At 72.9% G+C, this 25,753-nt stretch carries 21 protein-coding genes; 10 read left to right on the forward strand and 11 right to left on the reverse strand.

Annotated elements, in window-relative coordinates:
• Positions 1-1,281, forward strand: coding sequence for a Mur ligase family protein (locus PED38_RS11745; RefSeq protein ID WP_063071871.1), 1,281 nt, complete (start codon positions 1-3; stop codon positions 1,279-1,281).
• A complete protein-coding gene (locus tag PED38_RS11750) occupies positions 1,278-2,006 on the forward strand; it encodes a type 1 glutamine amidotransferase (RefSeq protein ID WP_063071870.1) in 729 nt (242 codons plus the stop codon). The genes PED38_RS11745 and PED38_RS11750 overlap by 4 nt, the downstream gene beginning before the upstream one ends.
• Positions 2,007-2,114: 108 nt before the next feature.
• Here the strand turns inward: PED38_RS11750 and PED38_RS11755 are convergent, their stop codons facing one another.
• The gene (locus PED38_RS11755) at positions 2,115-2,342 is read right to left on the reverse strand and encodes a DUF7455 domain-containing protein (protein ID WP_012038337.1); all 228 of its coding nucleotides are present in this window, start codon (positions 2,340-2,342) and stop codon (positions 2,115-2,117) included.
• 212 nt (positions 2,343-2,554) lie between these two features.
• Between PED38_RS11755 and PED38_RS11760 the strand changes: the two genes are divergently transcribed.
• The gene (locus tag PED38_RS11760; protein ID WP_270981422.1) at positions 2,555-4,633 is read left to right on the forward strand and encodes a DNA gyrase/topoisomerase IV subunit B; all 2,079 of its coding nucleotides are present in this window, start codon (positions 2,555-2,557) and stop codon (positions 4,631-4,633) included.
• Between the two features lie 78 nt (positions 4,634-4,711).
• Here PED38_RS11760 and PED38_RS11765 read toward each other — a convergent pair whose 3' ends face one another.
• The gene (locus PED38_RS11765; RefSeq protein WP_270981424.1) at positions 4,712-7,258 is read right to left on the reverse strand and encodes a DNA gyrase/topoisomerase IV subunit A; all 2,547 of its coding nucleotides are present in this window, start codon (positions 7,256-7,258) and stop codon (positions 4,712-4,714) included.
• Between the two features lie 84 nt (positions 7,259-7,342).
• Here PED38_RS11765 and PED38_RS11770 point away from each other — a divergent pair, with 84 nt between their 5' ends.
• Entirely contained in the window at positions 7,343-8,482 is a 1,140-nt protein-coding gene (locus tag PED38_RS11770; RefSeq protein WP_063071867.1) for an alkaline phosphatase family protein, read from the forward strand.
• 26 nt (positions 8,483-8,508) lie between these two features.
• Here PED38_RS11770 and sepH read toward each other — a convergent pair whose 3' ends face one another.
• Positions 8,509-9,708, reverse strand: coding sequence for a septation protein SepH (gene sepH / locus PED38_RS11775; protein WP_270981425.1), 1,200 nt, complete (start codon positions 9,706-9,708; stop codon positions 8,509-8,511).
• Positions 9,709-10,033: 325 nt separating this feature from the next.
• On the opposite strand from sepH, the gene PED38_RS11780 reads away from it, so the two are divergent.
• Positions 10,034-10,327 carry a DUF4193 domain-containing protein gene (locus tag PED38_RS11780; protein ID WP_012038342.1) on the forward strand — a complete coding sequence of 98 codons (294 nt, stop codon included), beginning with the start codon at positions 10,034-10,036 and terminating at the stop codon, positions 10,325-10,327.
• A 47-nt stretch (positions 10,328-10,374) separates the two neighbouring features.
• On the opposite strand, the gene PED38_RS11785 is transcribed toward PED38_RS11780, so the two are convergent.
• Positions 10,375-10,824 (reverse strand): DUF3093 domain-containing protein, encoded by a 450-nt coding sequence (locus tag PED38_RS11785; protein WP_063071865.1) that lies wholly within the window; start codon positions 10,822-10,824, stop codon positions 10,375-10,377.
• 38 nt (positions 10,825-10,862) lie between these two features.
• On the opposite strand from PED38_RS11785, the gene dut reads away from it, so the two are divergent.
• The 5 genes from dut (at position 10,863) to dxs (ending at position 17,889) form a co-directional block, all read left to right on the forward strand.
• Complete coding sequence (dut, locus tag PED38_RS11790; protein ID WP_063071864.1) at positions 10,863-11,333, forward strand: dUTP diphosphatase; 471 nt, start codon at positions 10,863-10,865, stop codon at positions 11,331-11,333.
• On the forward strand, positions 11,330-12,019 hold the full coding sequence (locus PED38_RS11795; protein ID WP_270981427.1) for a DUF3710 domain-containing protein: 690 nt from the start codon (positions 11,330-11,332) through the stop codon (positions 12,017-12,019). Before dut ends, PED38_RS11795 begins: the two co-directional genes overlap by 4 nt.
• A 2-nt stretch (positions 12,020-12,021) precedes the next feature.
• Positions 12,022-12,795 (forward strand): DUF3159 domain-containing protein, encoded by a 774-nt coding sequence (locus PED38_RS11800; protein WP_254654531.1) that lies wholly within the window; start codon positions 12,022-12,024, stop codon positions 12,793-12,795.
• Positions 12,796-13,008: 213 nt separating this feature from the next.
• Complete coding sequence (gene acnA, locus PED38_RS11805; RefSeq protein WP_270981429.1) at positions 13,009-15,822, forward strand: aconitate hydratase AcnA; 2,814 nt, start codon at positions 13,009-13,011, stop codon at positions 15,820-15,822.
• Between the two features lie 114 nt (positions 15,823-15,936).
• Entirely contained in the window at positions 15,937-17,889 is a 1,953-nt protein-coding gene (gene dxs, locus PED38_RS11810; RefSeq protein ID WP_063071860.1) for a 1-deoxy-D-xylulose-5-phosphate synthase, read from the forward strand.
• A 63-nt stretch (positions 17,890-17,952) separates the two neighbouring features.
• Here dxs and PED38_RS11815 read toward each other — a convergent pair whose 3' ends face one another.
• The 7 genes from PED38_RS11815 to PED38_RS11845 all read right to left on the reverse strand — a co-directional run bounded on the left by PED38_RS11815 (position 17,953) and on the right by PED38_RS11845 (position 25,707).
• Positions 17,953-20,082, reverse strand: a complete 2,130-nt coding sequence (locus PED38_RS11815; protein ID WP_063071859.1) for a 3-hydroxyacyl-CoA dehydrogenase NAD-binding domain-containing protein — start codon at positions 20,080-20,082, stop codon at positions 17,953-17,955.
• A complete protein-coding gene (locus tag PED38_RS11820; RefSeq protein ID WP_063071858.1) occupies positions 20,079-21,287 on the reverse strand; it encodes a thiolase family protein in 1,209 nt (402 codons plus the stop codon). Before PED38_RS11820 ends, PED38_RS11815 begins: the two co-directional genes overlap by 4 nt.
• 71 nt (positions 21,288-21,358) lie before the next feature.
• A complete protein-coding gene (locus PED38_RS11825) occupies positions 21,359-22,537 on the reverse strand; it encodes an HRDC domain-containing protein (protein ID WP_270981538.1) in 1,179 nt (392 codons plus the stop codon).
• Between the two features lie 401 nt (positions 22,538-22,938).
• Positions 22,939-23,535, reverse strand: a complete 597-nt coding sequence (locus PED38_RS11830; protein ID WP_270981433.1) for a DUF3000 domain-containing protein — start codon at positions 23,533-23,535, stop codon at positions 22,939-22,941.
• Between the two features lie 80 nt (positions 23,536-23,615).
• Positions 23,616-24,362 (reverse strand): dihydrofolate reductase family protein, encoded by a 747-nt coding sequence (locus PED38_RS11835; protein ID WP_270981434.1) that lies wholly within the window; start codon positions 24,360-24,362, stop codon positions 23,616-23,618.
• Entirely contained in the window at positions 24,359-24,799 is a 441-nt protein-coding gene (locus PED38_RS11840; RefSeq protein WP_063071855.1) for a SufE family protein, read from the reverse strand. Before PED38_RS11840 ends, PED38_RS11835 begins: the two co-directional genes overlap by 4 nt.
• Positions 24,796-25,707 (reverse strand): sulfurtransferase, encoded by a 912-nt coding sequence (locus tag PED38_RS11845; protein WP_063071854.1) that lies wholly within the window; start codon positions 25,705-25,707, stop codon positions 24,796-24,798. The genes PED38_RS11840 and PED38_RS11845 overlap by 4 nt, the downstream gene beginning before the upstream one ends.
• Positions 25,708-25,753: the final 46 nt, after the last annotated feature.

Below are 25,753 nucleotides of genomic sequence, written 5' to 3' on the forward strand. Positions count from 1 at the left end.
GTGCCGCTGCGCCTCGCCGTCGCCGCGGGACGGGCCGCCCGCTGGGCCGCCCGTCTCCGCGGCGGCGGTTCCGCCGTGCCCGGCGTCGTCGCCCTCCGCCTCGAGCCTCGCTTCCTCGAGCGCACCATCGCCGACCTCCCGCACGGCGTGGTCGCCGTCACGGGATCGAACGGCAAGTCGACCACCACGCACATGCTCACCGCGGTCCTCCGGGCCCACGGCCTCCGGGTCTTCACGAACCCCTCCGGCGGCAACCTGCCCCAGGGGATCGCCTCGGCGGTGCTGGCGGACGCCGACCCCTCGGGACGCCTGGACGCCGACGTCGCGGTGCTCGAGATCGACGAGGCCTACGGGGTGGCGCTCTCGGCCCTGCTGACCCCGCGCACGGTGCTGCTCCTCAACATCCAGATCGACCAGCTCAACCGCTTCCACGAGCCGGACCGGGTCGTCGGCATGCTCGAGCGCATCGCCGCGACCGCGACCGAGGCCGTGGTCGCGAACCGCGACGACGCCAACGTCAACGCCATCGCCGCGGACGCGACGTCGTCCGGCCGCGTCGCCGTGGACTGGTTCGGCGTCTCCCCGGGCCTGCTCGGCGACAGCAAGCACGGGCTCGCATCCGCACCGCGCTTCGGATCCGAGGATCCGGCACCCGTCGAGGCGCCGGCCGCGGTCGAGGCCGTGGCGCTCGAGGGTCGCGACGCCGTCTTCCGCCTCGCCTCGGGGGATCTGACCGCCCGCCTCCCCTCCCGCGGACTGCACTACGCCGTCGACGCCGCCGGTGCGCTGGCCACGGCCCGCCGGGTGCTCGGCGACCGGTTCGACCCGGCCCTCGCCGCCGAGGGCCTCGGCTCGGTCGCCGCCGTCTACGGACGTGGGGAGGTGCTGCGCGCCGGGGACGAGGACATCGAGATCATCATGATGAAGAACCCGGCGAGCCTGCAGATGAACCTCGACGCTCTGGGCGACCCGCCCGAGCAGGTGCTGCTCGCGGTCGACGACGGCACGCCGGACCCGTCGTGGATCTACGACACCGACCTCTCGGCGCTCACGCACGCCGACGTCGTCTCGGGCACGAAGGGCTACCAGCTGGCGGTGCGCTTCGGCTACGAGGGACTGGAGGTCGGCCGCGTCGAGCCCGACCTCCGCCGTGCCGTGCAGGCGTTCCTCGCGCTGGAGAAGCCGTCCCGCGGGGTCAAGACCATGATCGTCAACTACGAGCAGATGATGGCGATCCGCCGCATCCTCGGGCGGACGGATCTCGAAGGGGGACCGGCGTGAGCGACGTCCTGCGCATCCTGCACCTCTACCCGGAGGAGCTCGGCATCAACGGGGACCGCGGGAACGTGACGGTGCTCGTCGAGCGCGCGCGCATCCGCGGCATACGCACGGAGGTCGTCCGGCACGCACCGGGCGGCGGGCACCCGGGCGACGCCGACATCGTCTTCGCGGGATCCGGGCCGCTGTCCGCGCAGCGCACGGTGCTGCCGGACCTCGTGTCCCACGCGGCCCACCTCGTCGCCCTCCAGGCGTCCGGAGTGCCGCTCCTGGCCGTGGGCGGCGGCCTCCAGCTGCTGGGCGAGACCGTCCGTCTCGTCGACGGGGGAGAGCTCGTGGGCGCGGGCGTGCTGCCCATCCGCACGCAGCTCACCGCCGCCCGGCAGGTGGGCGACCTCGTCGTCGACACGGCCGACGGCGAGCTCGTCGGCTACGAGAACCACGGGTCGACGCTCGACATCCGCACCCACGCGCCCCTCGGGGCCGTGCGGGCGGGATCCGGGAACGGCGGCGGCCAGGAGGGCGTGCGCATCGGATCGTCGATCGGCACGCACCTCGGCGGACCGGTGCTCGCGCTCAACCCGCGGCTCGCCGACGAGCTGCTCGCCGCCGCCCTCGCGCGTCACGGCCGGGAGCTCCCCGCGGACATCTCGGGCACGCTCGACCGGCTCGACGGCTGGGCGCGCGAGGCGCGCGCCACCGTCATGGCGCGGCCCGCCCACTACTGACGACGGGCTCCGGGCCGACCGGCCCGGTGCCCCCGCATGACGAAGGGCGCATCCTCCGAGGAGGATGCGCCCTTCGAGCGTCGGCCGGAGCCGACGCGGAGTCCGTGCCTAGGCCCGCTCGTCGAGCAGGCGGCTCGACTCGTCGTGCCAGCTCGTGGCGATGGCCGACAGCTTCTCCTGGTACTTCTTGCCATGGTGGGCACAGAAGAGGAGCTCGGAGCTGTTGACCTCGACTCGGATGTAGGCCTGCGCACCGCAGCTGTCGCAGCGGTCGTTGGCGGTGAGCTGGTGGTTGTCGAGCTCGTCGACGGGACGCTCGGTCGCGGTCGGTGTCATGTGATGCTCCCCTCCGGGTCGGGTCGTGTGTCGAGCCGAATGCGTCAAGTAGACCACGTGCTCCCGGGTGGCTGCTGTCCTCGGGCCCGACGTTTCGCTCTGCGCGTAGGCGCGAGCGGGGACGGCGGGTCGGAGGGGGAGGCACCGGGTGGCGGTTAAGATCGACATCGGCTCGCGTCCGGCGAACGCCGGACGCACATGGAGGACAGCACGTGGCAGCATCCGATTATTCCGCCCGCCATCTCTCCGTCCTCGAGGGCCTCGAGGCGGTCCGCAAGCGGCCCGGCATGTACATCGGCTCCACCGACTCGCGCGGCCTCATGCACTGCCTCTGGGAGATCATCGACAACAGCGTCGACGAGGCCCTGGGCGGGCACGGCGACCGCATCGACGTCCGGCTGCACGCCGACGGGAGCGTCGAGGTCCGGGACACCGCACGCGGCGTCCCCGTGGACATCGAGCCGAAGACCGGGCTGTCCGGCGTCGAGGTCGTCTTCACCAAACTGCACGCCGGCGGCAAGTTCGGATCCGGCTCCTACGCCTCCTCGGGCGGCCTGCACGGCGTCGGCGCGTCCGTCGTCAACGCCCTCTCGGAGCGGCTCGACGTGGAGGTGGACCGCGGCGGGAAGACGTACGCCATGTCGTTCCGTCGCGGCGAGCCGGGCATCTTCGACGACGAGGGGGAGCCGAGCCCCGACGCGCCGTTCCGCCCCTTCACGTCCGGCAGCGAGCTGCGTGTCGTCGGCAAGGTGCGCAAGGGCGTCACCGGCACGCGGATCCGCTACTGGGCCGACCGACAGATCTTCACCCGCGGCGCGTCCTTCCTCACCGAGGAGCTGCTCGGCCGAGCGCGGCAGACGGCGTTCCTCGTCCCGGGCCTCAGCATCGACATCGAGGACCTCCGCGGCGAGCAGCCCGTGCGCGAGTCCTTCCGCTTCGACGGCGGCATCGCGGAGTTCGTCGACCACCTCGCCGTCGACGCGCCGCTCACCGACACCTGGCGGCTCGAGGGGTCGGGCACGTTCACGGAGACGGTTCCCGTCCTCACCGACGGCGGCGCCATGGTGCCCACCGAGCTGACCCGCGAGTGCGCCGTCGACATCGCGCTGCGCTGGGGCACCGGGTACGACACGCGCTTCAAGTCGTTCGTCAACATCATCGCGACGCCCAAGGGCGGGACGCACCAGGCCGGGTTCGAAGCGGGACTGCTCAAGTTCGTCCGCGCGCAGGTCGAGGCGAACGCCCGGAAGCTCAAGGTCGGCACCGACAAGCTCGAGAAGGACGACGTGCTCGCCGGGCTCACGGCCGTGCTCACGGTGAGGTTCCCCGAGCCGCAGTTCGAGGGGCAGACGAAGGAGGTGCTCGGCACGCCGGCCGTGCGCCAGATCGTGTCGCAGGTGGTGCAGAAGGCCATGGCGGAGCGCTTCGAGTCGACCCGACGCGAGGACAAGGCGCAGACGGCCGTGCTCCTCGAGAAGGTCGTCGGCGAGATGAAGTCGCGGATCTCGGCCCGCACGCACAAGGAGACGCAGCGTCGCAAGAACGCGCTGGAGAGCTCCTCCCTGCCGGCGAAGCTCGTGGACTGCCGGTCGAACGACGTCGCGAACAGCGAGCTGTTCATCGTGGAGGGCGACTCGGCCCTCGGCACGGCGAAGCTCGCCCGCGACAGCGAGTACCAGGCGCTGCTGCCCATCCGCGGGAAGATCCTCAACGTGCAGAAGGCCTCCCTGCCGGACATGCTCTCGAACGCAGAGTGCGCGTCCATCATCCAGGTGCTCGGGGCAGGATCCGGCCGCACGTTCGACCTGTCGGCCGCGCGCTACGGGAAGATCATCATCATGAGCGACGCCGACGTCGACGGCGCCCACATCCGCACGCTGCTGCTCACGCTGCTGTTCCGCTACATGCGGCCGATGATCGACGAGGGCCGCGTGTTCGCCGCCGTGCCGCCGCTGCACCGCGTCGTGGTGATGAACCCGGGGTCGAAGCCCAACGACGTGATCTACACCTACTCGGAGCGCGAGCTCGCAGCCGTGCTCGCGCAGGCGAAGCGGCAGGGCAAGCGCTACCAGGACCCCATCCAGCGCTACAAGGGCCTGGGCGAGATGGACGCCGTCCAGCTGGCGACCACCACGATGGACCGCCGCAACCGCACGCTGCGCCGTGTGCGGGTGGACGACGCCGAGGCGGCGACGCGCATGTTCGAGCTGCTGATGGGCAACGACGTGGCGCCGCGCAAGGAGTTCATCATCGACGGAGCCGGCGCCGTGCGGGACCGCATCGACGTGTGACGCGCGGGTGCCACACCCGGCGCACGACGACGGCCGCGGACCCCGAGGGATCCGCGGCCGTCGTCGTCCGTACCGGGACTACGTCTCGAGCGGGGCGGACCCGTCCTCGGCCGCGGGCTCCACGACGCCCACGGCGGCGCCCGACGCCGCGTCCGGGACCTCGGCGGGGGTGACCGCCTGGCCGACGCCGCCGATGGCCTTCTCGAGCGGGATGCCCGAGCCGTCGCGCTTCATGCCGGTGGGCGGGAGCTGCCGCACCTCGCCGGCGGGGCCGACCGCGAGCGCCGGGCCGGGGCCCACCCAGGCGAGGGCCAGGTGGTCCTCGCCCTTGAGGTACGCGTGCGCGCGCACGCCGCCCGTCGCGCGGCCCTTCCGCGGGAAGTCCCCGAAGGCGGACACCTTGGCCCGCCCGGGGTCGACGCCGGCGATGGTCGCCGACGACGCGGAGACGGTGACGACCTGGGCGCCCTCGGGCGCCACGGAGGAGAAGAACAGCACGCGGGCGCCGGCGGCGAGGTTGACCCCTGCGACGCCGCCCGCCTGCACGCCCTGCGGCCGCACGGAGACCGCGGGGAAGTGCAGCAGCTGCGCCTCGCTGGTGACGAACACGAGCTCGTCCGTCTCGGCGCCCTGGCGCGCGCCGACGACCTCGTCGCCCTTCTTGAGCGCGATGACCTCGAACTCCGGCTTGGCGGGCAGCGACGAGGGGGCGACCCGCTTGACGACGCCCTGACGCGTGCCGATCGCGATCGCCTCGTCGGACTCGAGCGCGACGAGAGCGACGACCCGCTCCTTCCGGTCGGTGAGGCCGAGGTAGTCGCGGATCCGCACGCCCGCCCCGAGCTGCACGCTCGCGACGGGCACCACGGGCAGGTCGACGGGCGTCATCGTGATGAGGCGCCCGGTGCTCGTGATGGCGCCGATGCGCGTGCGGCTCGTGGTCTCGATCGCCGTGAGCACCGCGTCGTGCGAGCTGCGGCGCACTGTCTGCAGGGGCGTGCCGGGGGCGTCCGTCGGCAGGTCGACGCGGACCGCGCGGCCCGTCGTCGAGAGCAGCACGCGGCAGGGCACGTCGGCGATCTCGAGCACGGGCGCCGTGCGGCGGCTCGACGCGCCCGCCACGCTCGGCGCCGCCTCCGTGAGGAGAGTGCGCCGGGGCGTCCCGAAGCGGTCGGCCACCTCCTGGAGCTCGCTGGAGACGAGCGCGCGCAGGCGGAGCGGATCCGCGAGGATCGCCTCGAGCTCGGCGATCTCGGCACGCAGCCGGTCGCGCTCCTCCTCCAGCTCGATGCGGCTGAACCGCGTGAGACGACGGAGGCGGAGCTCGAGGATGTAGTCGGCCTGCAGCGTCGACAGGTCGAACACGTCCATCAGCCGCGCGCGCGCCTGGTCGGTGTCGTCGCTGCCGCGGATGACCTGGATGACCTCGTCGATGTCGAGGATCGCGATGAGGAGCCCGAGCACGAGGTGCAGCCGCTCCTGCCGGCGGGCGAGCCGGTAGCGCGTGCGCCGCGTGACCACGTCGAGCCGGTGCGCCACGTAGACCTGCAGCAGCTCCTTCAGGCCCAGCGTCTGCGGGCTGCCGTCGACGAGCGCGACGTTGTTGATGCTGAAGCCGTCCTCGAGCGGCGTGTAGCGGTACAGCTGCTCGAGCACCGCCTCCGGGTTGAAGCCCGTCTTGATCTCGATGACGAGCCGCAGCCCGTGCGTGCGGTCGGTGAGGTCCGTGACGTTCGTGATCCCGGAGAGCTTCTTGTTCTGGACGCCGTCCTTGATCTTCTCGATGACCTTCTCGGGGCCGACGAGGTACGGCAGCTCGGTCACGACGAGCCCGGACTTCCGCGGCGTGAGGCTCTCGACGGAGACGCGCGCGCGGGTCTTGAAGCTGCCGCGGCCGGTGAGGTACGCGTCCTTGACACCAGCCAGGCCGATGATCGTGCCCCCGGTGGGCAGGTCGGGCCCCGGGACGAAGGCCATGAGGTCGTCGAGCGAGGCGTCGGGGTGGTCGATGAGGTGACGCGCGGCACCCACGACCTCGATGAGGTTGTGCGGCACCATGTTGGTCGCCATGCCGACCGCGATGCCGCTGGCGCCGTTGACGAGCAGGTTCGGGAACGCCGCCGGGAGCACGGCCGGCTGCATGAAGGCGTTGTCGTAGTTGGGCACGAAGTCCACGACGTCCTCGTCGAGGCCCTCGACCATCGCGAGGGCCGAGGCCGCCAGCCGGGCCTCCGTGTACCGGGGGGCGGCGGGCCCGTCGTCGAGCGAGCCGAAGTTGCCGTGCCCGTCGATGAGCGGCACCCGCAGCGTGAACGGCTGCGCCATGCGCACCATCGCGTCGTAGATGGCCGAGTCGCCGTGGGGATGGAGCTTGCCCATCACCTCGCCCGTGACGCGCGCTGACTTCACGTGCCCGCGGTCGGGACGGAGGCCCATCTCGCTCATCTGGTAGAGGATGCGGCGCTGCACGGGCTTGAGGCCGTCGCGCGCGTCGGGCAGGGCCCGGGAGTAGATGACCGAGTAGGCGTACTCGAGGAACGAGTTCTCCATCTCGGTGGAGACGTCGACGTCCTCGATCCGCTCGGCGGGCACGTCGGGCGTGGTGTTCGTGGTGGAGGGACTCATGGACTCTCTGGGTCGGGATCGCGCTGCGTCGGATCGGCGTCACGGCGCGGATGCGCGCCGGGCTGCTGTGGCAGACTGGGCCGGATGGCCCCCATGCTACCGGCGCCCGGATCCGGCCGGATGAGCCTCACCGCGGTCCTGCCCGGCTGCCTCGCCGCCCTCGCGGGGGAGGGGTCCGAGGCGTCCCTGCCCCCGGTCGACCGCGCCGTGGTCGTCCTCGTCGACGGGCTCGGCTCCGCCGCCCTCCGCGCGCGGGCCGGACACGCGCGGAACCTCGTGCGCGACTGGCGGAAGCGCGACCTCGTCGACGTGGGGTTCCCCACCACGACCGCCGCCAGCATCACGTCGTTCACCACGGGCGTCCGCGCCGGGGAGCACGGCCTCGTGGGCTACAGCGCGCTCGACCCCGCGGGCGACCGCGTCCTCAAGCTCCTCTCGGGATGGGACGCCCGCAGCGTCCCCGAGGAGTGGCAGCCCGTCCCCACCGTCTTCGAGCGCGCGGCCACGGCGGGCGTGCCGGCGTTCGCGGTCGGCCCGGCGCGCTACTCCGGGTCCGGCTTCTCCCGTGCCGCCCTCCGCGGCGCGACCTACGTCCCCGCCGAGTCGATGGCGGACCGGTTCGCGACCACCCGCGCCCTCCTGGACCGCACGCCACGCGCGCTCGTCTACCTCTACGTCCCGGAGCTCGACCAGGCCGCGCACTCCCACGGCTGGCAGTCCGACCGCTGGCTCCGGGATCTCGAGGAGCTCGATGCCGCCTTCGGCCCGTTCCGCGACCGGCTCGGCGCGCGCGAGGGCCTGCTCGTCACGGCCGACCACGGGATCGTCGACGTGCCCGCCGAGTCGCACGTGCTCTTCGACCGCGTGCCCGAGCTCGTGGCGGGCGTCCGGCACGTCGCCGGCGAGCCGCGCTGCCTGCACCTGCACCTGGAGCCCGGTGTCGACGCCGACGCGCTGGCCGACGCCTGGCGCGCGTCCGAGGGCGGCCGCGCGCATGTCGCCACGCGTGACGAGGCCCTCGCGGCGGACTGGTACGGCGAGGTCCGCGACGGGGTCGCTCCGCGCATCGGCGACGTGGTCGTGGCCGCGCGCGCGCTCATCGCCTACTACGACGGACGCCCGCGGGACCAGGGCGCGCGCCGGATGGTCGGCCAGCACGGCTCCTTCTCGGACGAGGAGCGGCTGGTCCCGCTCATCCGCGCCGGAGCCTTCGCGCGCGGCTGACCCGGGACCGATCCGACGGGCGGCCGTCAGGCCAGGTGGTCGTCGTCGCTGCGCGCGCCGAACACGATCTCGTCCCAGCTCGGCATCGCCGTTCGTCCGCGTCGCCCGGAGGCCTTGCCGGATCCGCGCGACTCGGCGCCGCCGGGGGTCCGCAGGCCCTCGTCCTCGGCGTCGCCCTGCGAGCGCTCGCGTCCCGACTCCCCGCGGCCGATGCCGGGGACCACGGCGGAGCGCAGCGGGGGAGCGCCGCGCTGCCCGCCGCGCGGACGGGTGAGCGGCTCGCCGCCGCGCGCGGCGGGCGACGGGGACTCGGCCGGCGACGCGTCCGCCGCGTCGCCCTCGTCCTCGCGCGGCACGGACTCGCGCTCCCCGCGCCGGCGGCGCAGCGCCTCGAGCAGGTCGGCGGTCTCGTTCAGCTCGGCCTGGGCGACGCGGGCCGGCTGCTGGCTCCCGGCGGGGTGGTTCCCCTGTCGTCCCAGGTGCGTCACGGCGGCGCCCTCCTCGCGCCGCGGCGCCTCCCACGGCTGGGGCGCGGTGTCCTGCGTGGCGGATGCGGCCGGCTCCGGGAGCCGGAACGCCCCGCTGTCGAACCGCGTGACGCCGTCCTCCTGGTGCGTGTCCACCGTCTCGGGCGGCAGCGCCCGGAGCCTGGGGATGAGCGCGCCTCGGATCTCGCCCTGCTGCGAGAGCGTGACGGCCTCGTTGTTGGCGGGGGAGAGGGCGTGCTTCTTGGGGTCGTAGGCCCAGCGCGCGTCGTGGTCGATCTCCTCGGAGGTGAAGGACGCCTTGACCACCCAGCCGCCGAGCTGCTCCTTCCAGCTGCTCCAGCGCACGTCGGTCGCGCCGAGCGACTCGAGTCGCTCCTCGATGACCTGGCCGAAGAGCGTGCCCTGGCCCATCGGGTCGACCTCGATGGCCGTGTGGACGGGGACCTTCATCGCGCTGCGCACGACGTGCTCGCGCTCGGCGACGACGGGTCCCTCGAACTTGCGCACGTACTCGACCGACGCCCCGGTCTCCCGGGCCACGTCCTCCGCGCTCATGCCCTGGCGGATGAACGACTGGATGATGCGGGGCGCGGCCTTGCGCACGGCGCCGCCATCACCCGTCTGACGGCGCAGCGCCTGGCGGAACGCGTCGTCCATGGCGAGGCGGTGGCGGTCGCCGCCCGCCGTCTCGACGACGAGGGCGCCGTCCTCGACTCCGACGATCTTCAGATCCTGCATGTGTTCCACGCCTCTCGCGCTCACTGGACGATTCACGATGTCACGAACCGGCCCCTCTTCCGGGGAATACGCGTGGCGCGCCGCGACTTGTGTCGGACGAGAGCGTCGGGAGGCGGGATCGCGGCGCCGGAGGGCACTCAGTTAGTGCGCGAACGGTGTACCGTGTGAGTCCGCGTCCGAGGCCCGGACACGGGCCGGCGCTCCGCATCGGAACGCCCGATCAGGTGCCTCGCGAGGGGCCCTGGGACGGTTTGCTATCCGGATGCGATTCATGCAAACTGTGCCCGCCGATTCCGTTCGGCGGTTATTCGAGAAGTGGACAGGAATGGCAACTGATTACGACGCCCCGCGCAAGACGGAGGACGACTCCGACTCGATCGAGGCTCTGAAGGAGCGCGTCCCGGACCGCATGTCCGGGGTCGTGGACGTCGACGATGCCGACAACCCCGGGAGCTTCGACCTCGCCGGAGCCGACCTCTCCGACCTCGAGCTCGAGACCGTGGTGCTGCCGCCGCAGGCGGACGAGTTCACCTGCGTGAGCTGCTTCCTCGTGAAGCACCGCTCGCAGATCGACCACCAGGAGAAGCTCGGGCCCATCTGCCAGGAGTGCGCCGCCTAGGGCGACGCCGGGCGAGAGCCCCTAGAGGCCCTGCGCCTCACCGCACGTCATGATCGCCGCGATCCCCGGATCGCGGCGATCAGTCGTTCCGGCGTCCGTGTGGACACCAGCCAGTAGGGCGCCGGGTCCGCCGCGTCCAGGAGCGGCACCTTGACCACCGGATCCACCCACCCGCGGATCACGAGGAACGCCCGCGCGTGCAGCCGCACGCCGCGCTCGGCCGTCGCGTCGGCGCCGCGGAACGCCTCGGGCTCGCCGAGCTGGTCCACGTCGATGGTGGCGCGGCCGGCCCGCAGCCGCCCGTCGACCACCTCGATCACGGGACTCGTGAGCACGAGCGTCGCGACGACCCCCGCGTAGAGGACGATCGCGACCACCACCCCGGCGACGACGCTGATGGGGAGGAAGACGAGCAGGCTCGCGGGGATGACGAGGGCGGTGGCGACGAAGAGCCAGGGAGCCGGCCGGAGCCGCTCTCTGTAAGGGGGTGGGGGCATGCGCCTATTCGATCAGATTCCTGCACTAGCCTCTCACCGTGCCCGATCCCGTCGACGTCCTCATCGCGGGCGACGCCCCGATCCCCGCCTACGCGCACCCCGGCGACGCCGGTGCCGACCTCGTGAGCGCGGAGGCCGTGCGCCTCGAGCCCGGTCGGCGGGCCACCGTCGGCACGGGAGTCTCGATCGCCCTGCCGGACGGCCACGCCGCCTTCGTGCTTCCGCGCAGCGGGCTCGCGGCACGCCACGGCATCACCATCGTCAACGCGCCCGGCACCGTCGACGCGGGCTACCGCGGCGAGATCCGGGTGACGCTCCTCAACACCGACGCCGACCACGCGTACGATGTCGCGGTCGGCGACCGCATCGCGCAGGTCGTCGTCATGCCGGTCAGCCGGGTGCGCTTCGTGCCCGTGGAGAAGCTGCCCGGGAGCCACCGCGGCTCGGGGGGCTTCGGCTCCACGGGCACCGGCGCCCTCCCCGCCCGAGAGTCAGGAGACCGAACATGACCGACGACACCACCGACCAGCCCGACGACACGGTCGCGGACGAGGCCGAGCACGTCCTCGACGCGAAGTCCGCGCCCGACGACCGGGCCGACGAGGGGCCGCTCGACGAGACCGAGGCGAACCCGGTCCGTCCCTATGTCGACCTCGGCGGCATCAAGATCCTGCCGCGCGAGGGCCTGCACCTCCGTCTGGAGGTGGCCGAGGGCACGCAGCAGGTCGTCGCCGTCGGGCTCGACTTCGCCGAGTCCAGCCTCCAGGTGCAGCCCTTCGCGGCGCCGCGCTCGAGCGGCCTGTGGCATGAGATCCGCACGACGATCGGGGAGCAGATCCAGAAGCAGGGCGGCACCACGCGCCTCGCCGACGGTCCGTTCGGCCCCGAGCTGCACGCGGTCATCCCCGTCGTCCCGCAGCCGGGCCAGCCGGCGGCGACCACCCGCGACGCGCGCTTCATCGGCGTCGACGGTCCGCGCTGGTTCCTGCGCGGCGTCATCACCGGCCGCGCCGTGTCCGACCCCGAGGCGGCCGCTGCCGTCGAGGACCTGTTCCGCAGCGTCGTCGTGGTCCGCGGATCCTCGCCGATGCCCCCGCGCGACCTCATCCCCCTGAAGATGCCGGCCGCGCAGGTCGGCACCACGTCGGGCGCGGCACCGGCCGGCGAGCCCGCGGCTCCGGCGCTGGGTTCCTGAGCGTGACGGCGGGCGACGAGCCGCGCCGGCCGGGCGCGCCAGCCGACGCCGGGTCCGAGCAGCAGGGTCCCGCCGCTCCGGCTGCGGGCGAGGCGCTCGGCGCGAGCATGGCCCAGGCCGCCGAGCGCGCCGGGCTCGGCCAGGCCGCGCGCGGCGAGCCGATGACGCCCTCCGCCCTGATCGGCGCGATGGGCGGCGTCCGCGGCGTCCTCGAGGCGATCGTGCCCGGCCTCCTCTTCCTCGTCGCCTTCACGCTCACGCGCGACATCGTGCTGTCGGTCGCCGTCCCGGTCGGCGTCGCGGTCGTGGCGGTCATCGCCCGCCTCGTCCAGCGCTCGGCCGTCGCCCCCGCGGTCGGCGGCCTCGTCGGCATCGTGATCTCCGCCGTCCTCGCCCTGCGGTCCGGGGAGGGGCGCGACTTCTACGCCCTCGGCCTCTGGACCAACGGGGCCTACTTCACCGTGCTGCTCGTGTCGGTCGTCGTCGGCTGGCCGCTCGTCGGCGTCGCCGTCGGCTTCCTCATGGGGGACGGCACCGCCTGGCGAGGCGACCGGCGGAAGTCCCGCGCGCTCCGGCTCCTCACGCTCGTGTGGGTCGCGTTCTTCGGCCTCCGCCTCGCGGTGCAGCTCCCGCTCTACCTCGCCGACGCGATCGACGCGCTGGGCGTCGCTCGCCTCGTGATGGGCACGCCGCTCTACGGCGTGCTGCTCGTGCTCTCGTGGCTCTTCGTCCGCGCGGTGTACGCGGCCGACCGCTCGGCCTCCCCGGCCGCCTGACGCGAGACCCGTCCCGCCCGCGCGCGCCGCGGCGACGACCGGTCAAGGCGGTGATACGTTTATCTCGACGTCGAGATACATCGACGCTGTCCCCGCCCGCGTCGGCGCGCCCGCTCAGGGTCGCCTTACTGGACCCGGCCGCGGCGGGCGACCAAGATCGGATGACGGGCGGAACGCGGGTTCCGCGCCCATCCAGCGAGGGAAGAGGGCCACGTGTCTGCAATCAACAGCTTCGGCGCGAAGGACACACTCCGCGTCGGGGACACCGACTACGAGATCTACCGCATCGACACCGTGCCGGGCCACGAGCGGCTCCCGTTCAGCCTCAAGGTGCTGCTGGAGAACCTGCTCCGCACCGAGGACGGCAAGAACGTCACGGGGTCGCAGATCAGCGCCCTCGGCGACTGGGTGCCCGAGTCCGAGCCCGACACCGAGATCCAGTTCACCCCGGGCCGCGTCGTGATGCAGGACTTCACCGGCGTCCCCTGCATCGTCGACCTGGCCACCATGCGCGAGGCCGTCGGCGAGCTGGGCGGCGACCCGACCCGGATCAACCCGCTCGCGCCCGCCGAGCTCGTCATCGACCACTCGGTCATCGCCGACCTCTTCGGCTCCGAGGACGCGCTCGAGCGCAACGTCGACATCGAGTACGAGCGCAACGGCGAGCGGTACCAGTTCCTCCGCTGGGGCCAGACGGCGTTCGAGGACTTCAAGGTCGTCCCGCCCGGCACCGGCATCGTGCATCAGGTCAACATCGAGCACCTCGCCCGCGTCACCATGACGCGCGAGGTCGGCGGCGTCCTCCAGGCCTACCCCGACACCTGCGTCGGCACCGACTCGCACACGACCATGGTCAACGGCCTGGGCGTGCTGGGCTGGGGCGTCGGCGGCATCGAGGCGGAGGCGGCCATGCTCGGCCAGCCGGTCTCGATGCTCATCCCCAAGGTCGTCGGCTTCAAGCTCTCCGGCGAGATCCCCACAGGCGTCACGGCGACGGACGTCGTGCTCACCATCACGCAGATGCTGCGCAAGCACGGCGTCGTCGGCAAGTTCGTCGAGTTCTACGGCTCCGGCGTCGGCGCCGTCCCGCTCGCGAACCGCGCCACCATCGGCAACATGAGCCCCGAGTTCGGCTCGACCGCCGCCGTGTTCCCCATCGACGACGTCACGCTCGACTACCTGCGCCTCACCGGCCGCAGCGACGAGCAGGTCGCGCTCGTCGAGGCCTACGCCAAGGAGCAGGGGCTCTGGCACGACGCGTCGGTGGAGCCCACCTTCAGCGAGTACCTCGAGCTCGACCTGTCCACCGTGGTGCCGTCCATCGCCGGCCCGAAGCGCCCGCAGGACCGCATCGAGCTGACGGACGCGAAGTCGCAGTTCGAGCGCGACCTCAACGACTACGCGAAGGTCGACCACGACATCGTCGACCTCGCGTCGGCCATGAGCTTCCCCGCGTCCGACCCGGGCGAGCTGCAGCCGGAGGACGAGCACTCCACGCACGAGACGCACCACGCGTCGAACAGCCCCACGAGCGTCACGAAGCCCACGCGCGTCACCCTCGAGGACGGGCGCGACTTCACCCTCGACCACGGCGCGGTGGCCATCGCGGCGATCACCTCGTGCACCAACACGTCGAACCCGTCGGTCATGCTCGCGGCCGGGCTCCTCGCCCGCAACGCCAGCAAGAAGGGCCTGAAGGCCAAGCCGTGGGTGAAGACCACGCTGGCGCCCGGATCCAAGGTCGTCACCGACTACTACGAGAAGTCCGGCCTCACGACGTACCTCGAGGACCTCGGCTTCTACACCGTCGGCTACGGCTGCACGACCTGCATCGGCAACTCGGGCCCGCTGCTCGACGAGATCTCCGCCGCGGTGCAGGACAACGACCTCGCGGTGACGGCGGTCCTCTCGGGCAACCGCAACTTCGAGGGCCGCATCAACCCCGACGTGAAGATGAACTACCTCGCGAGCCCGCCGCTCGTGATCGCGTACGCGCTGGCCGGATCGATGAACTTCGACTTCGACGCCGACGCGCTCGGCACCGACACCGAGGGCAACGACGTGTTCCTCAAGGACATCTGGCCCGACGCGGACGAGGTCCAGTCGACCATCGACAGCTCCATCGACACGGGCATGTTCACGCACCAGTACGCCGGCGTCTTCGACGGCGACGAGCGCTGGCGCTCGCTCCCCACGCCCACGGGCGCGACGTTCGAGTGGGACGCGGAGTCCACCTACGTGCGGAAGCCCCCGTACTTCGAGGGCCTCACGATGGAGACCACGCCGGTCGCCGACATCACGGGCGCGCGGGTGCTGGCCAAGCTGGGCGACTCGGTCACGACCGACCACATCAGCCCGGCCGGCTCCATCAAGGCGGACAGCCCCGCGGGCCGCTACCTCGACGAGCACGGCGTGGGGCGGAAGGACTACAACTCCTACGGCTCGCGTCGCGGCAACCACGAGGTCATGATCCGCGGCACGTTCGCGAACATCCGCCTCCGCAACCAGCTGCTCGACGGCGTCGAGGGCGGCTACACGCGCGACTTCACGCAGGAGGGCGGCCCGCAGTCCTTCATCTACGACGCGTCGGAGAACTACCAGGTCGCCGGCACCCCGCTCGTGATCCTCGCGGGCAAGGAGTACGGCTCCGGCTCGTCGCGCGACTGGGCGGCCAAGGGCACGAGCCTGCTCGGCGTCAAGGCGGTCATCACCGAGAGCTTCGAGCGCATCCACCGCTCCAACCTCATCGGCATGGGCGTCGTCCCGCTGCAGTTCCCGGCGGGCGAGACCTGGGACACGCTCGGGCTCGACGGCACCGAGGAGATCAGCATCACCGGTCTCGAGGCGCTGAACTCCGGCACCACCCCGCGCACCGTGCGCGTGGTCGCCGCCCCCACCTCCGACTCGCCCGCGGGCAAGGAGACGGTGGAGTTCGACGCGGTCGTGCGCATCGACACCCCCGGCGAGGCGGACTACTACCGCAACGGCGGCATCCTGCAGTACGTGCTGCGCAGCCTCGTCGCGTAACAGGAGGCTGAGGAGGCCGGGCGGCGACGTCCGGCCTCCTTCGTGCATGCAGGGCCCTGCGTACACTCGATGAGGCGGACGTCGCGACATGGCGTCCGAGGGAAGGCGGTCAGCATGGGAATCCTCGAGACCATCACGGGACCCCGTGACCTGGACCGGCTGAGCCCCGGGCAGATGCTCGAGCTCGCCGTGGAGATCCGGCAGTTCCTGGTCGCGGAGGTGTCCAAGACCGGCGGTCACCTGGGCCCGAACCTCGGTGTCGTGGAGACGACCCTCGCGATCCACCGGGTCTTCGACTCGCCGAAGGACGCGATCGTCTTCGACACCGGGCACCAGTCGTACGTGCACAAGCTCGTGACGGGCCGCCAGGACTTCAGCCGGCTCCGCGCGTCCGGGGGCCTCGCCGGCTACCCGCAGCGGTCGGAGTCCGAGCACGACATCGTCGAGAGCTCGCACGCGTCCAGCTCGCTGAGCTGGGCGGACGGCATCTCCCGGGCCTTCGGGATCACCGGGCAGACCGACCGGCACGTGGTCGCGGTCGTGGGCGACGGGGCCCTCACGGGCGGCATGACGTGGGAGGCGCTCAACAACATCTCCGACGACAACACGCGCAAGCTCATCATCGTCGTCAACGACAACGGCCGCTCCTACGCCCCGACGATCGGCGGCATGGCGCGGTTCCTCAACACGGTGCGCACGCGCCGCACCTACCGCGGCCTCTACGAGACGAGCCAGCGCGTGTTCGGGGTCTTCGGGGCGCCGGGGGACAGCCTCTACCGCGGGCTCCGCGGCGGCCTGCACGGATTCCTCACGCGCGTCACGGACAACGAGGCGCTCTACTCCAACCTCGACATCAAGTACCTGGGGCCCATCGACGGGCACGACCAGCAGGCCATGGAGGAGGCGCTCCAGCAGGCGCGCGACTACGGCGCCCCGGTCATCGTGCACGCCATCACGGAGAAGGGCCGCGGCTACGAGCCGGCGCGCCGGGACGTGGCCGACCAGTTCCACGCCGTCGGCCAGATCGACCCCGAGACGGGGGAGCCGATCGACGCCGCGCAGGCCGCGAGCTGGACGAGCGTCTTCGCGGACGAGATCCTCGCCCTCGCCGACGAGGACCCGCGCATCGTCGGCATCACGGCCGCCATGCTGCGCCCCGTGGGCCTCCACAAGTTCGCCGAGAAGCACCCCGACCGCGTCCACGACGTGGGCATCGCCGAGCAGCACGCGGTGACGAGCGCCGCCGGCCTCGCGTTCGGCGGCCTCCACCCCGTCGTCGCGCTCTACGCGACCTTCGTCAACCGGGCCTTCGACCAGGTCCTCATGGACGTCGCCCTGCACCGCGCCGGCGTGACCTTCGTGCTCGACCGGGCGGGCGTGACCGGTCCGGACGGACCCAGCCACCACGGCATGTGGGACCTCGCCCTGCTGCAGATCGTGCCGCACATCCGCCTGAGCGCCCCGCGGGACGCGACGCGCCTCCGCGAGGAGCTGGGCGAGGCCGTGAAGGTGGACGACGCGCCCACCGTCGTGCGCTTCTCCAAGGGCGTCGTCGGCGACGAGATCGATGCCCTGCGGCGCCTCGACGACGGCGTGGACGTGCTGCACGAGTCGGAGGCGAAGGACGTCCTCATCGTGACCGTGGGTCCGATGGCGGCCATGGGCATCGAGGTCGCCGAGCGGCTCCAGGCCCAGGGCATCGGCGCGACCGTCGTGGACCCCCGCTGGGTCGTCCCGGTGCCGCGGAGCGTCGTCGAGCTCGGCGGCGCCCACCGCCTGGTCGTGACCATCGAGGACGGCGTGGTCGTCGGCGGCATCGGCACCCGGATCCGCCAGGACCTCCGGGAGGCCGGCATCGACACGGGCGTGACCGAGCTGGGGCTCCCGGACGAGTTCCTCGACCACGCCAGCCGCGCGGAGATCCTCGAGCGCGTCGGCCTGACGCCGCAGCACATCGCGCGCGACGTGGTGGCGCAGGTCCTCGGCAGCCGCGTGCCGGCCGCCCGGCCCCTGCGCGAGGATGCCGACCGCGTGTCCGTGGCCCCGGAGGACGACGAGCAGCCGTAGGCCGCAGCACGACGACGGAGGGCCCGGCCGTCGCGGCCGGGCCCTCCGTCGTGCGGTGTCGCGCTACGCGACGCCGCGGATCGCCGGCTGGTGGAAGGTCGTGCCGAACGCGCGCTCGCTCGCGCCGACCCGGTCGAGGTAGGGCGTGAGGCCGCCCATCTGGAACGGGTAGCCGGCGCCCAGGATGAGGCACAGGTCGATGTCCTCGGCCGCGTGCACCACGTCGTCCTGCAGCATGCGGTGCACCTCGTCCGCGAGGCCGGTCTCGACCCGCTCGCGGATCTCCTCGGCCGTCATGGGCGACTTGCCGCCCTTGACGATCCGCACCGCCTCCTTGTCGAAGCCCGTCGGCCGTCCCTTCGCGTCGCGCGCGTAGATGCGGCCGAGGTCCGCGAGCCGGTGCAGGTTCGGGCTCTCGAAGAACCGGTCGGGGAAGGCCGCGTGGTGCGTGTCGAGCACGTGCGCGCCGACCTTGAGGCCCACGAGCTCGAGCAGCTCGAAGGGCGTCATCGGCAGGCCGAACGGCGCGAGCGACCGGTCGACGACCTCGAACGGCGTGCCCGTGTCCACCGCGTGCATGGCCTCGCCGAGGACCTTGGCCAGGATCCGGTTGACCACGAACCCCGGGGTGTCGCGGGTGATCACGGCGTTCTTCTTGAGCTTCCTCGCGACCTGCATCGCCGTCGAGAGCGCTTCGTCCGTGGTCTGCGGCGTCCGCACGACCTCGATGAGCGGCATGACCGCCACCGGGTTGAAGAAGTGGAAGCCCACGAGCCGCTCCGGGTGCGCGAGCCGCTCGCCGATGCGCTCCACCGAGAGGCTCGACGTGTTCGTCGCGAGGATCGCCGTCTCGGAGACGTGCTGCTCGATCTCCGCGAACACGGCCTGCTTCACGCCGAGCTCCTCGAAGACGGCCTCGATGACCCAGTCCGCGTCGGCGAAGTCGGCCTTGTCGGTCGTCCCCGTGATGAGCGCCGTGAGCCGGTTGGCCTCGTCGGGGGAGACGCGACCCTTCTCGGCCAGCTTCCGGATCTCGCCGTGGATGCCGGCGACGCCCGCGTCGACGCGCGCCTGGTCGAGGTCGGTGATCACGACGGGGACCTGCAGCCGACGCACGAACAGGAGGGCGAACTGCGAGGCCATGAGCCCGGCGCCGACCACGCCGACCTTGGTGACCGGACGCGCGAGGTCCTTGTCCGGCGCTCCCGCGGGCCGCTTGGCGCGCTTCTGCACGAGGTCGAACGCGTAGATGCTCGCGCGGAACTGGTCGCCCGAGATGAGGTCCGCGAGGGCCTCGTCCTCCGCGGCGAACCCCTCCTCGCGGGTGCTGCGCTTCGCCCCCTGGAGCAGGTCGAGCGCCCGGTACGGCGAGAGCGCGACCGTGCCGATCCGCTGCTCGAGGGACTTCCGGGCGATGCCGATGGCGACGTCCCACTTGGCGATGCGCTCGAGGCGCCCCGGCGCGTTCGGGCGCTTCACCTCGATGGCGCCCGAGATGACGCCGTCGGCCCAGCGGATCGACTGCTCGAGGAACGACGCGGACGGGAACGACGCGTCGGCGATGCCGAGCTCCATGACGTCCTCCGCCTTCAGCGTGCGGTTGTTCTTGAGCGGGTTCTCGATGATCACCTTCAGGGCGTTCTCGATGCCGATGAGGTTCGGCAGCAGCCATGCCCCGCCCCAGCCGGGGATGATGCCGAGGAACACCTCGGGCAGCGCGACCGCCGGCACCGACTCGTCGACCGTGCGGTAGTCGGAGTTCAGCCCGATCTCGAGCCCGCCGCCGAGCGCGAGACCGTTGACGAACGTGAACGACGGCACGCCGAGCCGGTGCAGCCGTCCGAGGGTGTCGTGCCCGAGCTGCGCCATCTGACGACCGACCTCGCGGCTGGGGATCTCGCCGACCTTGCTGAGGTCGGCGCCCGCGGCGAGGATGAACGGCTTGCCGGTGATCGCGACGCCGCGGATCTCCCCGGCGGCCGCGCGCACCGTGAGGCGGTCGAGCACATCGGCGAGCTCCAGCAGCGTGGCCGGCCCGAGCGTGGACGGCCGGGTGTGGTCGCGCCCGTTGTCGAGCGTGACGAGCGCGAGCACGCCGCCGGAGGGCAGGTGGACGTCGCGGACGAACGAGTGCGTGACGACCTCGTCGGGATCGAGCGCCACGAGCTCCCGGAAGCGGCTGGTGTCGGTCACTTGTTCCTCTTCCTCTTGCCGGTGAAGTGCGGGTTCTCCCAGATGACGCTGCCGCCCTGGCCGAGGCCGACGCACATCGCCGTGAGGCCGTAGCGGACCTCCGGGTGCTGCTCGAACTGGCGCGCGAGCTGGTTCATCAGCCGGACGCCGCTGGACGCGAGCGGGTGGCCGACGGCGATGGCGCCGCCGTACTCGTTGACGCGCGGATCGGCGTCGTCGATCCCGAAGTGGTCGAGCAGGCTGAGCACCTGGATGGCGAACGCCTCGTTGAGCTCGAAGAGCCCGATGTCGTCGATCGTGAGGCCGGCCTTGCGGAGCGCCTTCTCCGTGCTCGGCACGGGTCCGATGCCCATGATCTCGGGCTCCACGCCCGCGAAGGCGAAGGACACCAGCGTCATCTTGGGGGCGAGGCCGAGCTCTTTGACGGCGTCGCCGCTCGCGAGCAGGGCGGCCGTCGCGCCGTCGTTGAGGCCCGACGAGTTGCCGGCCGTGACGCGGCCGTGCGGGCGGAACGGGGTGCGGAGCCCGGCGAGGCCCTCGAGCGTCGTCTCGGGGCGCATCGCCTCGTCGCGGGTGGCGAGCCCCCAGCCCTGGTCGGATCGAGTCGCGACGGGCACGAGGTCCGGCTGGATGTCGCCGTTCGCGTACGCGAGGGCGGTCTTCTGCTGGCTGGCCAGCGCATAGCGGTCGGCCCGCTCGCGGGTGAGCGCCGGGAAGCGGTCGTGGATCCGCTCGGCCGTGTTGCCCATGTTGAGGGCGTCCTGGCTGACGAGCCGCTCGGCGAGGAAGCGCGGGTTCGGGTCCGCGTCGAAGCCCATCGGGTGGCGGCCCATGTGCTCGACGCCGCCGGCTATCGCGAGGTCGTACGCGCCGAAGGCGATGCCGCCGGCCGTCGCGGTGACGCTCGTCATGGCGCCCGCGCACATCCGGTCGATGGCGAAGCCCGGAACCGAACGGGGGAGCCCGGCCAGCAGCGCCGCCGTCCGCCCGAGCGTGAGGCCCTGGTCGCCCGTCTGCGTCGTGGCCGCGATGGCGACCTCGTCGATCCGGTCCTTCGGGACCTGCGGGTTCCGTTCCAGCAGCCCGATCATGGCCTTGACGACGAGGTCGTCGGCCCGGGTCCGCCAGTACATGCCCTTCTCGCCCGCTCGCCCGAACGGGGTGCGGACCCCGTCCACGAAATGGACTTCGGCTCTCTCGACCACTGACGCCTCCTCGCATCGATTTCCCCCACCCTAGGAAGAAGCCGGACGGGGGCCGAATCCGTTGACTGTTCCTACGAGGCCCCGTCGTCGGGTGCGTCGTCCTCTTGGTCCGCATCGACAAAGGCCGCGGCCACCGCAGCCGCAGCCGCCTCGATCTGCCAGGGGCGCGCCCCCCACGACGCGAGCGCCTCGCCGACGGCCTCGGGCGCGAGGTCGGCGGGCGGCGTCCAGGCCACGCGGCGGAGGACCTCGGGCGTCACCAGGTTCTCCTGCGGGAGGGACATCCCGTCCGCGACGTCCTGGACGGCCGCACGCGCGCGCTTGAGGCGGCGGTCGGCGGCGGGGTCCTTGTCGGCCCAGGCCTTGGCGGGCGGCATCGACTCGCCGGTGCCGCGCAGGGACGGGAACTCCGTGGCCGCGAGCCCGCGCTCCACCGCGGCCCACCACCGGTCGATCTCGCTGCGGCTCGCCCGGCCCGAGAACTCGCGGACGGCCGCCAGGTCGCGCTTGGACTGCGGCAGCACGCGCGCGACGGCCACGAGCGAGCCGTCGGGGACGAGGCGGCCGGGGCTCGTGTCGACCTCGCGCGCGTACGCGTCCCGGGCCTCCCACAGCTCCTTGGCGACGGCGAGGTTGCGGCCGCCGCGGACGCCGTGCAGTCCGCTGAGGCGACGCCACGGCTCGACGCGCGCGGGCTTCGCCTCCTTGGCGATCGTCGCGGCGAACTCCTGCTCGGCGATGCGCGTCTTGCCCTGCTCCTCGAGGCGCCGGGCGATCTCGTCGCGGACGTCGACGAGCAGCTCCACGTCGAGCGCCGCGTACACGAGCCAGGCGCGGGGGAGCGGCCGGGTCGACCAGTCCGCCGCCGAGTGCTCCTTGGCCAGGTGGATCCCGAGAAGCTCCTCCACCACCGTGCCGAGGCCCACGCGGGGGAGCCCGAGCAGGCGCGACGCGAGCTCGGTGTCGAAGATGCGCCGCGGGTCGAGGCCCACCTCGCGCAGGCACGCCAGGTCCTGGCTGGCGGCGTGCAGCACCCACTCCACGTCGCGGATCACGGCGTCGAGCTCGGCGAACGAGCCGACGGCCGGCGGGTCGAACAGGAACGTGCCGGCGCCGCGGCGGAACACCTGGATGAGGTAGGCGCGCTGGCTGTAGCGGAAGCCGGAGGCGCGCTCGGCGTCGACGGCGATGGGTCCGGTGCCGGCCGCGATGGCCTCGACCGCGCGCAGGTACTCCTCGCGCGTGTCGATGACCGTGAGGTCGCCCGTCGCCGCGGCCTCGCGGAGGGCGGGGCGCGCGGGGGCATCCGGGGCGTCGGCGGCGGCTTCGGCTTCCGGAGCCGCGCTGGCCGGAGCGGAGGACGCGCGACGGCCGCGACCGCGGGACGAGCGGGATCGGGCCTCGGGCTCGGCGGGCTCCGCGACCGGCCCGTCGGGCGCGTCCGCCTCGGGCGCCGCCGCGGGCTCCACGGCGGGTGCCTCCCGGCGGGTGCGCGTCCGGGTGCGCGCGACCACGGCGTCCGTGGCCGTGGATCCCGGCACGTCCGAGAACAGGGACGCGCCCATGGCCGGCCGGGTCAGTGGCGTCGCGGTCGCGGAGCCGGTGGCCTCCTGGCGTCCGTCGGCGGGGTCGGGGGTGTCGGACGGGGCGTTCACGTCCGGGTGCGTCGCGCTGATAGCAGTGTCACTCCTTCGCCCGCGGGAGGGAGTCCGGCGAGCATGCACAGTAGTTCCCCCCAGCCTTCCACATGGGCGGTCACGTCGGCGTCGGCGGGGGTCCACGAGGCGCGCAGCTCGATCTTGGCGCCGCTGCCCTGGCGCGCGAGCTCGCCGTAGCCGGTGGAGATGATCCGGGTGGCCGTGCCCGAGGGCGCCGTGTAGCGCGCGCCGCGGGAGGCCAGGCCGTCGACGAGCCACGACCACGCGACGTCGGCGAGGAACGGGTCGGTGCCCATGTCGGTCTCGAGCGGGGCCTGCGCGAAGCAGACGATGCGGAAGGCGCCGCCCCAGGCGTCGGGCTCCTCGGGGTCGTGCAGGAGGATGAAGCGGCCCGTGCCGAGCTCGGAGTCGGACGCGTGGCCGGACGGCGACACGTCGGCGGCGAGCGCCACGGCGTAGGGCGCGAGGTTCGACGACGGCGACGGGATCTCGGTCAGCACGAGCTCGGACCGGGTGGTGGCCCGCCGGAGCGCGTCCAGCGCCGCGCGGAACTCGGGCGGATCCTCGGCACTGTCACGGGTGTCTACCACGTGGGCAGACTACGGTCCGCCGTCGCGCCCGCCGGGAGCCACGCCGGTCGGCCCGCGGCGATGCGCCCGCGACCAGGGCATCAGCCGCGGTCGACCGCCCAGCGGGCGTACGTGCGGTGGTCGTCGTCCAGGAGCAGCTGCGTGAGTCGCAGCGGAGCGCGGACCCCGGAGCCCGCGGGCACGAGCGGCGTCAGGGACGTGACGAGCTCGGGGGAGGTGGTGAGGCAGAGCTCGTCGACCCGGCCCGCTGCGAGGAGCGCCGCGGCGAGCGCCGGCCCGCCCTCGCACACCACGCCGGTGAGGCCGTGGCGGCCGAGCGCGTCGACGACGTCATCGCCGGAGAGGCGGCCGTCGGCCGCGGCGCCCAGCGGGACCGGGACGATCTCGGCGGGAACCCCGGCGAGCGTGGCGACGGCGCGGTCGCGCGCCTCGGGCGGGCACAGGACGAGGAGCGATCCCGCGGCGGCATCCGCGTCGAAGCGGTGGCCCGTGAGGTCTCCCGAGGACGTGGCGACCGCCAGGGGCGTGCGGCGGGGCAGCACGTACCGCTCGGCGCGCACGGTGCCGGCGCCCACGAGGACGACGTCGGCGACCTCGCGGATCACGCCGAGGATCCGGCGGTCGACCGCGCTGCTGAGGCTGTCGGACGACCCGTCGGCGCCGATCACGCTGCCGTCGACGGAGGCCACGAAGTTGAGGCGCACGTGGACCGGGGATCCGGGTCGGTAGAGACCCTCGAGCCACGCGCGCGTGCCGTCGTCCTCCAGCCCGCGGGACGCCGCGGCCTCGCCGGCGCCCGCGACGGGGAGGACCCGCGTGATCCTCACCCGGCGAGCCGCTCGCGCACCTGCCGCTTGACCCGGCCGAGCATGGCCGTCATGCCGCGCATGCGCAGCGGGGAGACGGCCGCGTCGAGCCCGATGGTGGACGGGTAGTCGTCGGGCACCGCGAGCACCTCCTCGGCCGGGAGCCCGTCGAGGCCCTGGGCGAGGATCGAGGCGAAGCCGCGGCTCGTGGGCGCCTCGGCCGGCGCCTGCGCGTGCACGTGCACGTCGCCCTCGACTACCTCCACGAACATGAACACGGGCGACTGGCACTCCTCGACGCGCTCGAGGAGGTCGGGGTGCTCGGCGTAGCGCGCGGGCAGCTCCGGCAGCTCGTTGCTGAAGTCGAGCAGCAGCAGGAGCCGGTCGCGCTGCCCGAGCGCGAGGAAGTCGTCGCGGATCTCGGCGAGCGCCGCGGGCAGCACGGGGGAGCCGGTCATCGGGAGGGCAGCTCCCCGGGCTCGGCGCCCTGGACGATGGGGACGCGCACGGCGGAGCCCCACTCGGTCCAGGATCCGTCGTAGTTGCGGACGCCCTCGAAGCCCAGCAGGTGCGTGAGGACGAACCACGTGTGGCTGGAGCGCTCCCCGATGCGGCAGAGCACCACGACGTCGTCGCCGTCGGAGAGGCCCGCGCCCTCGCGGTAGACGGCGTCGAGCTCGGCGCGCGTCTTGAAGGAGCCGTCCTCGGCGGCGGCCTTGGCCCACGGCACGTTGCGCGACGTGGGGATGTGGCCGGCGCGGAGCGAGCCCTCCTCGGGGTAGGCGGGCGCGGTCGTGCGCTGGCCCGTGTACTCCTCGGGGCTGCGGACGTCGATGAGCGGGTTGCCGAGGTGCGCGAGCACGTCGTCCTTGAATGCGCGGATCTCCTCGTCGCGGCGCTCGACCACGGGGTACTCGGCGGGGGCGACCACCGGCTGGTCGGTGGTGACCGGGCGGCCCTCGGCGATCCACTTGTCGCGGCCGCCGTCGAGGAGGCGCACGTCCTCGTGGCCGAAGAGGGTGAACACCCAGAGGGCGTACGCGGCCCACCAGTTGCTCTTGTCGCCGTAGATGACGACCGTGCTGTCGCGGGCGATGCCGCGCTCCGACATGAGCTGCGCGAACCGCTCGCCGTCGACGTAGTCGCGCTGGACCGGGTCGTTGAGGTCGGTGTGCCAGTCGAGCTTCACGGCTCCGGGGATGTGGCCGGTCTCGTAGAGCAGCACGTCCTCGTCCGACTCGACGACCACGAGGCCGGGCGTGAGCGCGCCGTCGGCGAGGCGCTCCTGGAGCCAGTCGCCGCTCACGAGCCGCTCGGGGTGCGCGTACTCGGCGAACCTGGGGGTGGTGTCCGGCTCGACGGCCATGGGGCTCTCCTGATCTCGCGGCCTCGGGGGCCGCGCTGGGTGGGAC

Origin of the sequence: Clavibacter sp. CT19 (assembly GCF_027858075.1) — a bacterium.
Taxonomy (GTDB): Bacteria; Actinomycetota; Actinomycetes; order Actinomycetales; family Microbacteriaceae; genus Clavibacter; species Clavibacter tessellarius_A.

Coding starts and splice junctions, on each gene's coding strand:
- PED38_RS11770 (WP_063071867.1), top strand. CDS start 7,343: ATGGCCCCCATGCTACCGGCGCCCGGATCCGGCCGGATGAGCCTCACC.
- PED38_RS11785 (WP_063071865.1), bottom strand. CDS start 10,824: ATGCCCCCACCCCCTTACAGAGAGCGGCTCCGGCCGGCTCCCTGGCTC.
- PED38_RS11845 (WP_063071854.1), bottom strand. CDS start 25,707: ATGGCCGTCGAGCCGGACACCACCCCCAGGTTCGCCGAGTACGCGCAC.
- sepH (WP_270981425.1), bottom strand. CDS start 9,708: ATGCAGGATCTGAAGATCGTCGGAGTCGAGGACGGCGCCCTCGTCGTC.
- PED38_RS11795 (WP_270981427.1), top strand. CDS start 11,330: ATGACCGACGACACCACCGACCAGCCCGACGACACGGTCGCGGACGAG.
- PED38_RS11765 (WP_270981424.1), bottom strand. CDS start 7,258: ATGAGTCCCTCCACCACGAACACCACGCCCGACGTGCCCGCCGAGCGG.
- PED38_RS11840 (WP_063071855.1), bottom strand. CDS start 24,799: ATGACCGGCTCCCCCGTGCTGCCCGCGGCGCTCGCCGAGATCCGCGAC.
- PED38_RS11780 (WP_012038342.1), top strand. CDS start 10,034: ATGGCAACTGATTACGACGCCCCGCGCAAGACGGAGGACGACTCCGAC.
- dxs (WP_063071860.1), top strand. CDS start 15,937: ATGGGAATCCTCGAGACCATCACGGGACCCCGTGACCTGGACCGGCTG.
- PED38_RS11755 (WP_012038337.1), bottom strand. CDS start 2,342: ATGACACCGACCGCGACCGAGCGTCCCGTCGACGAGCTCGACAACCAC.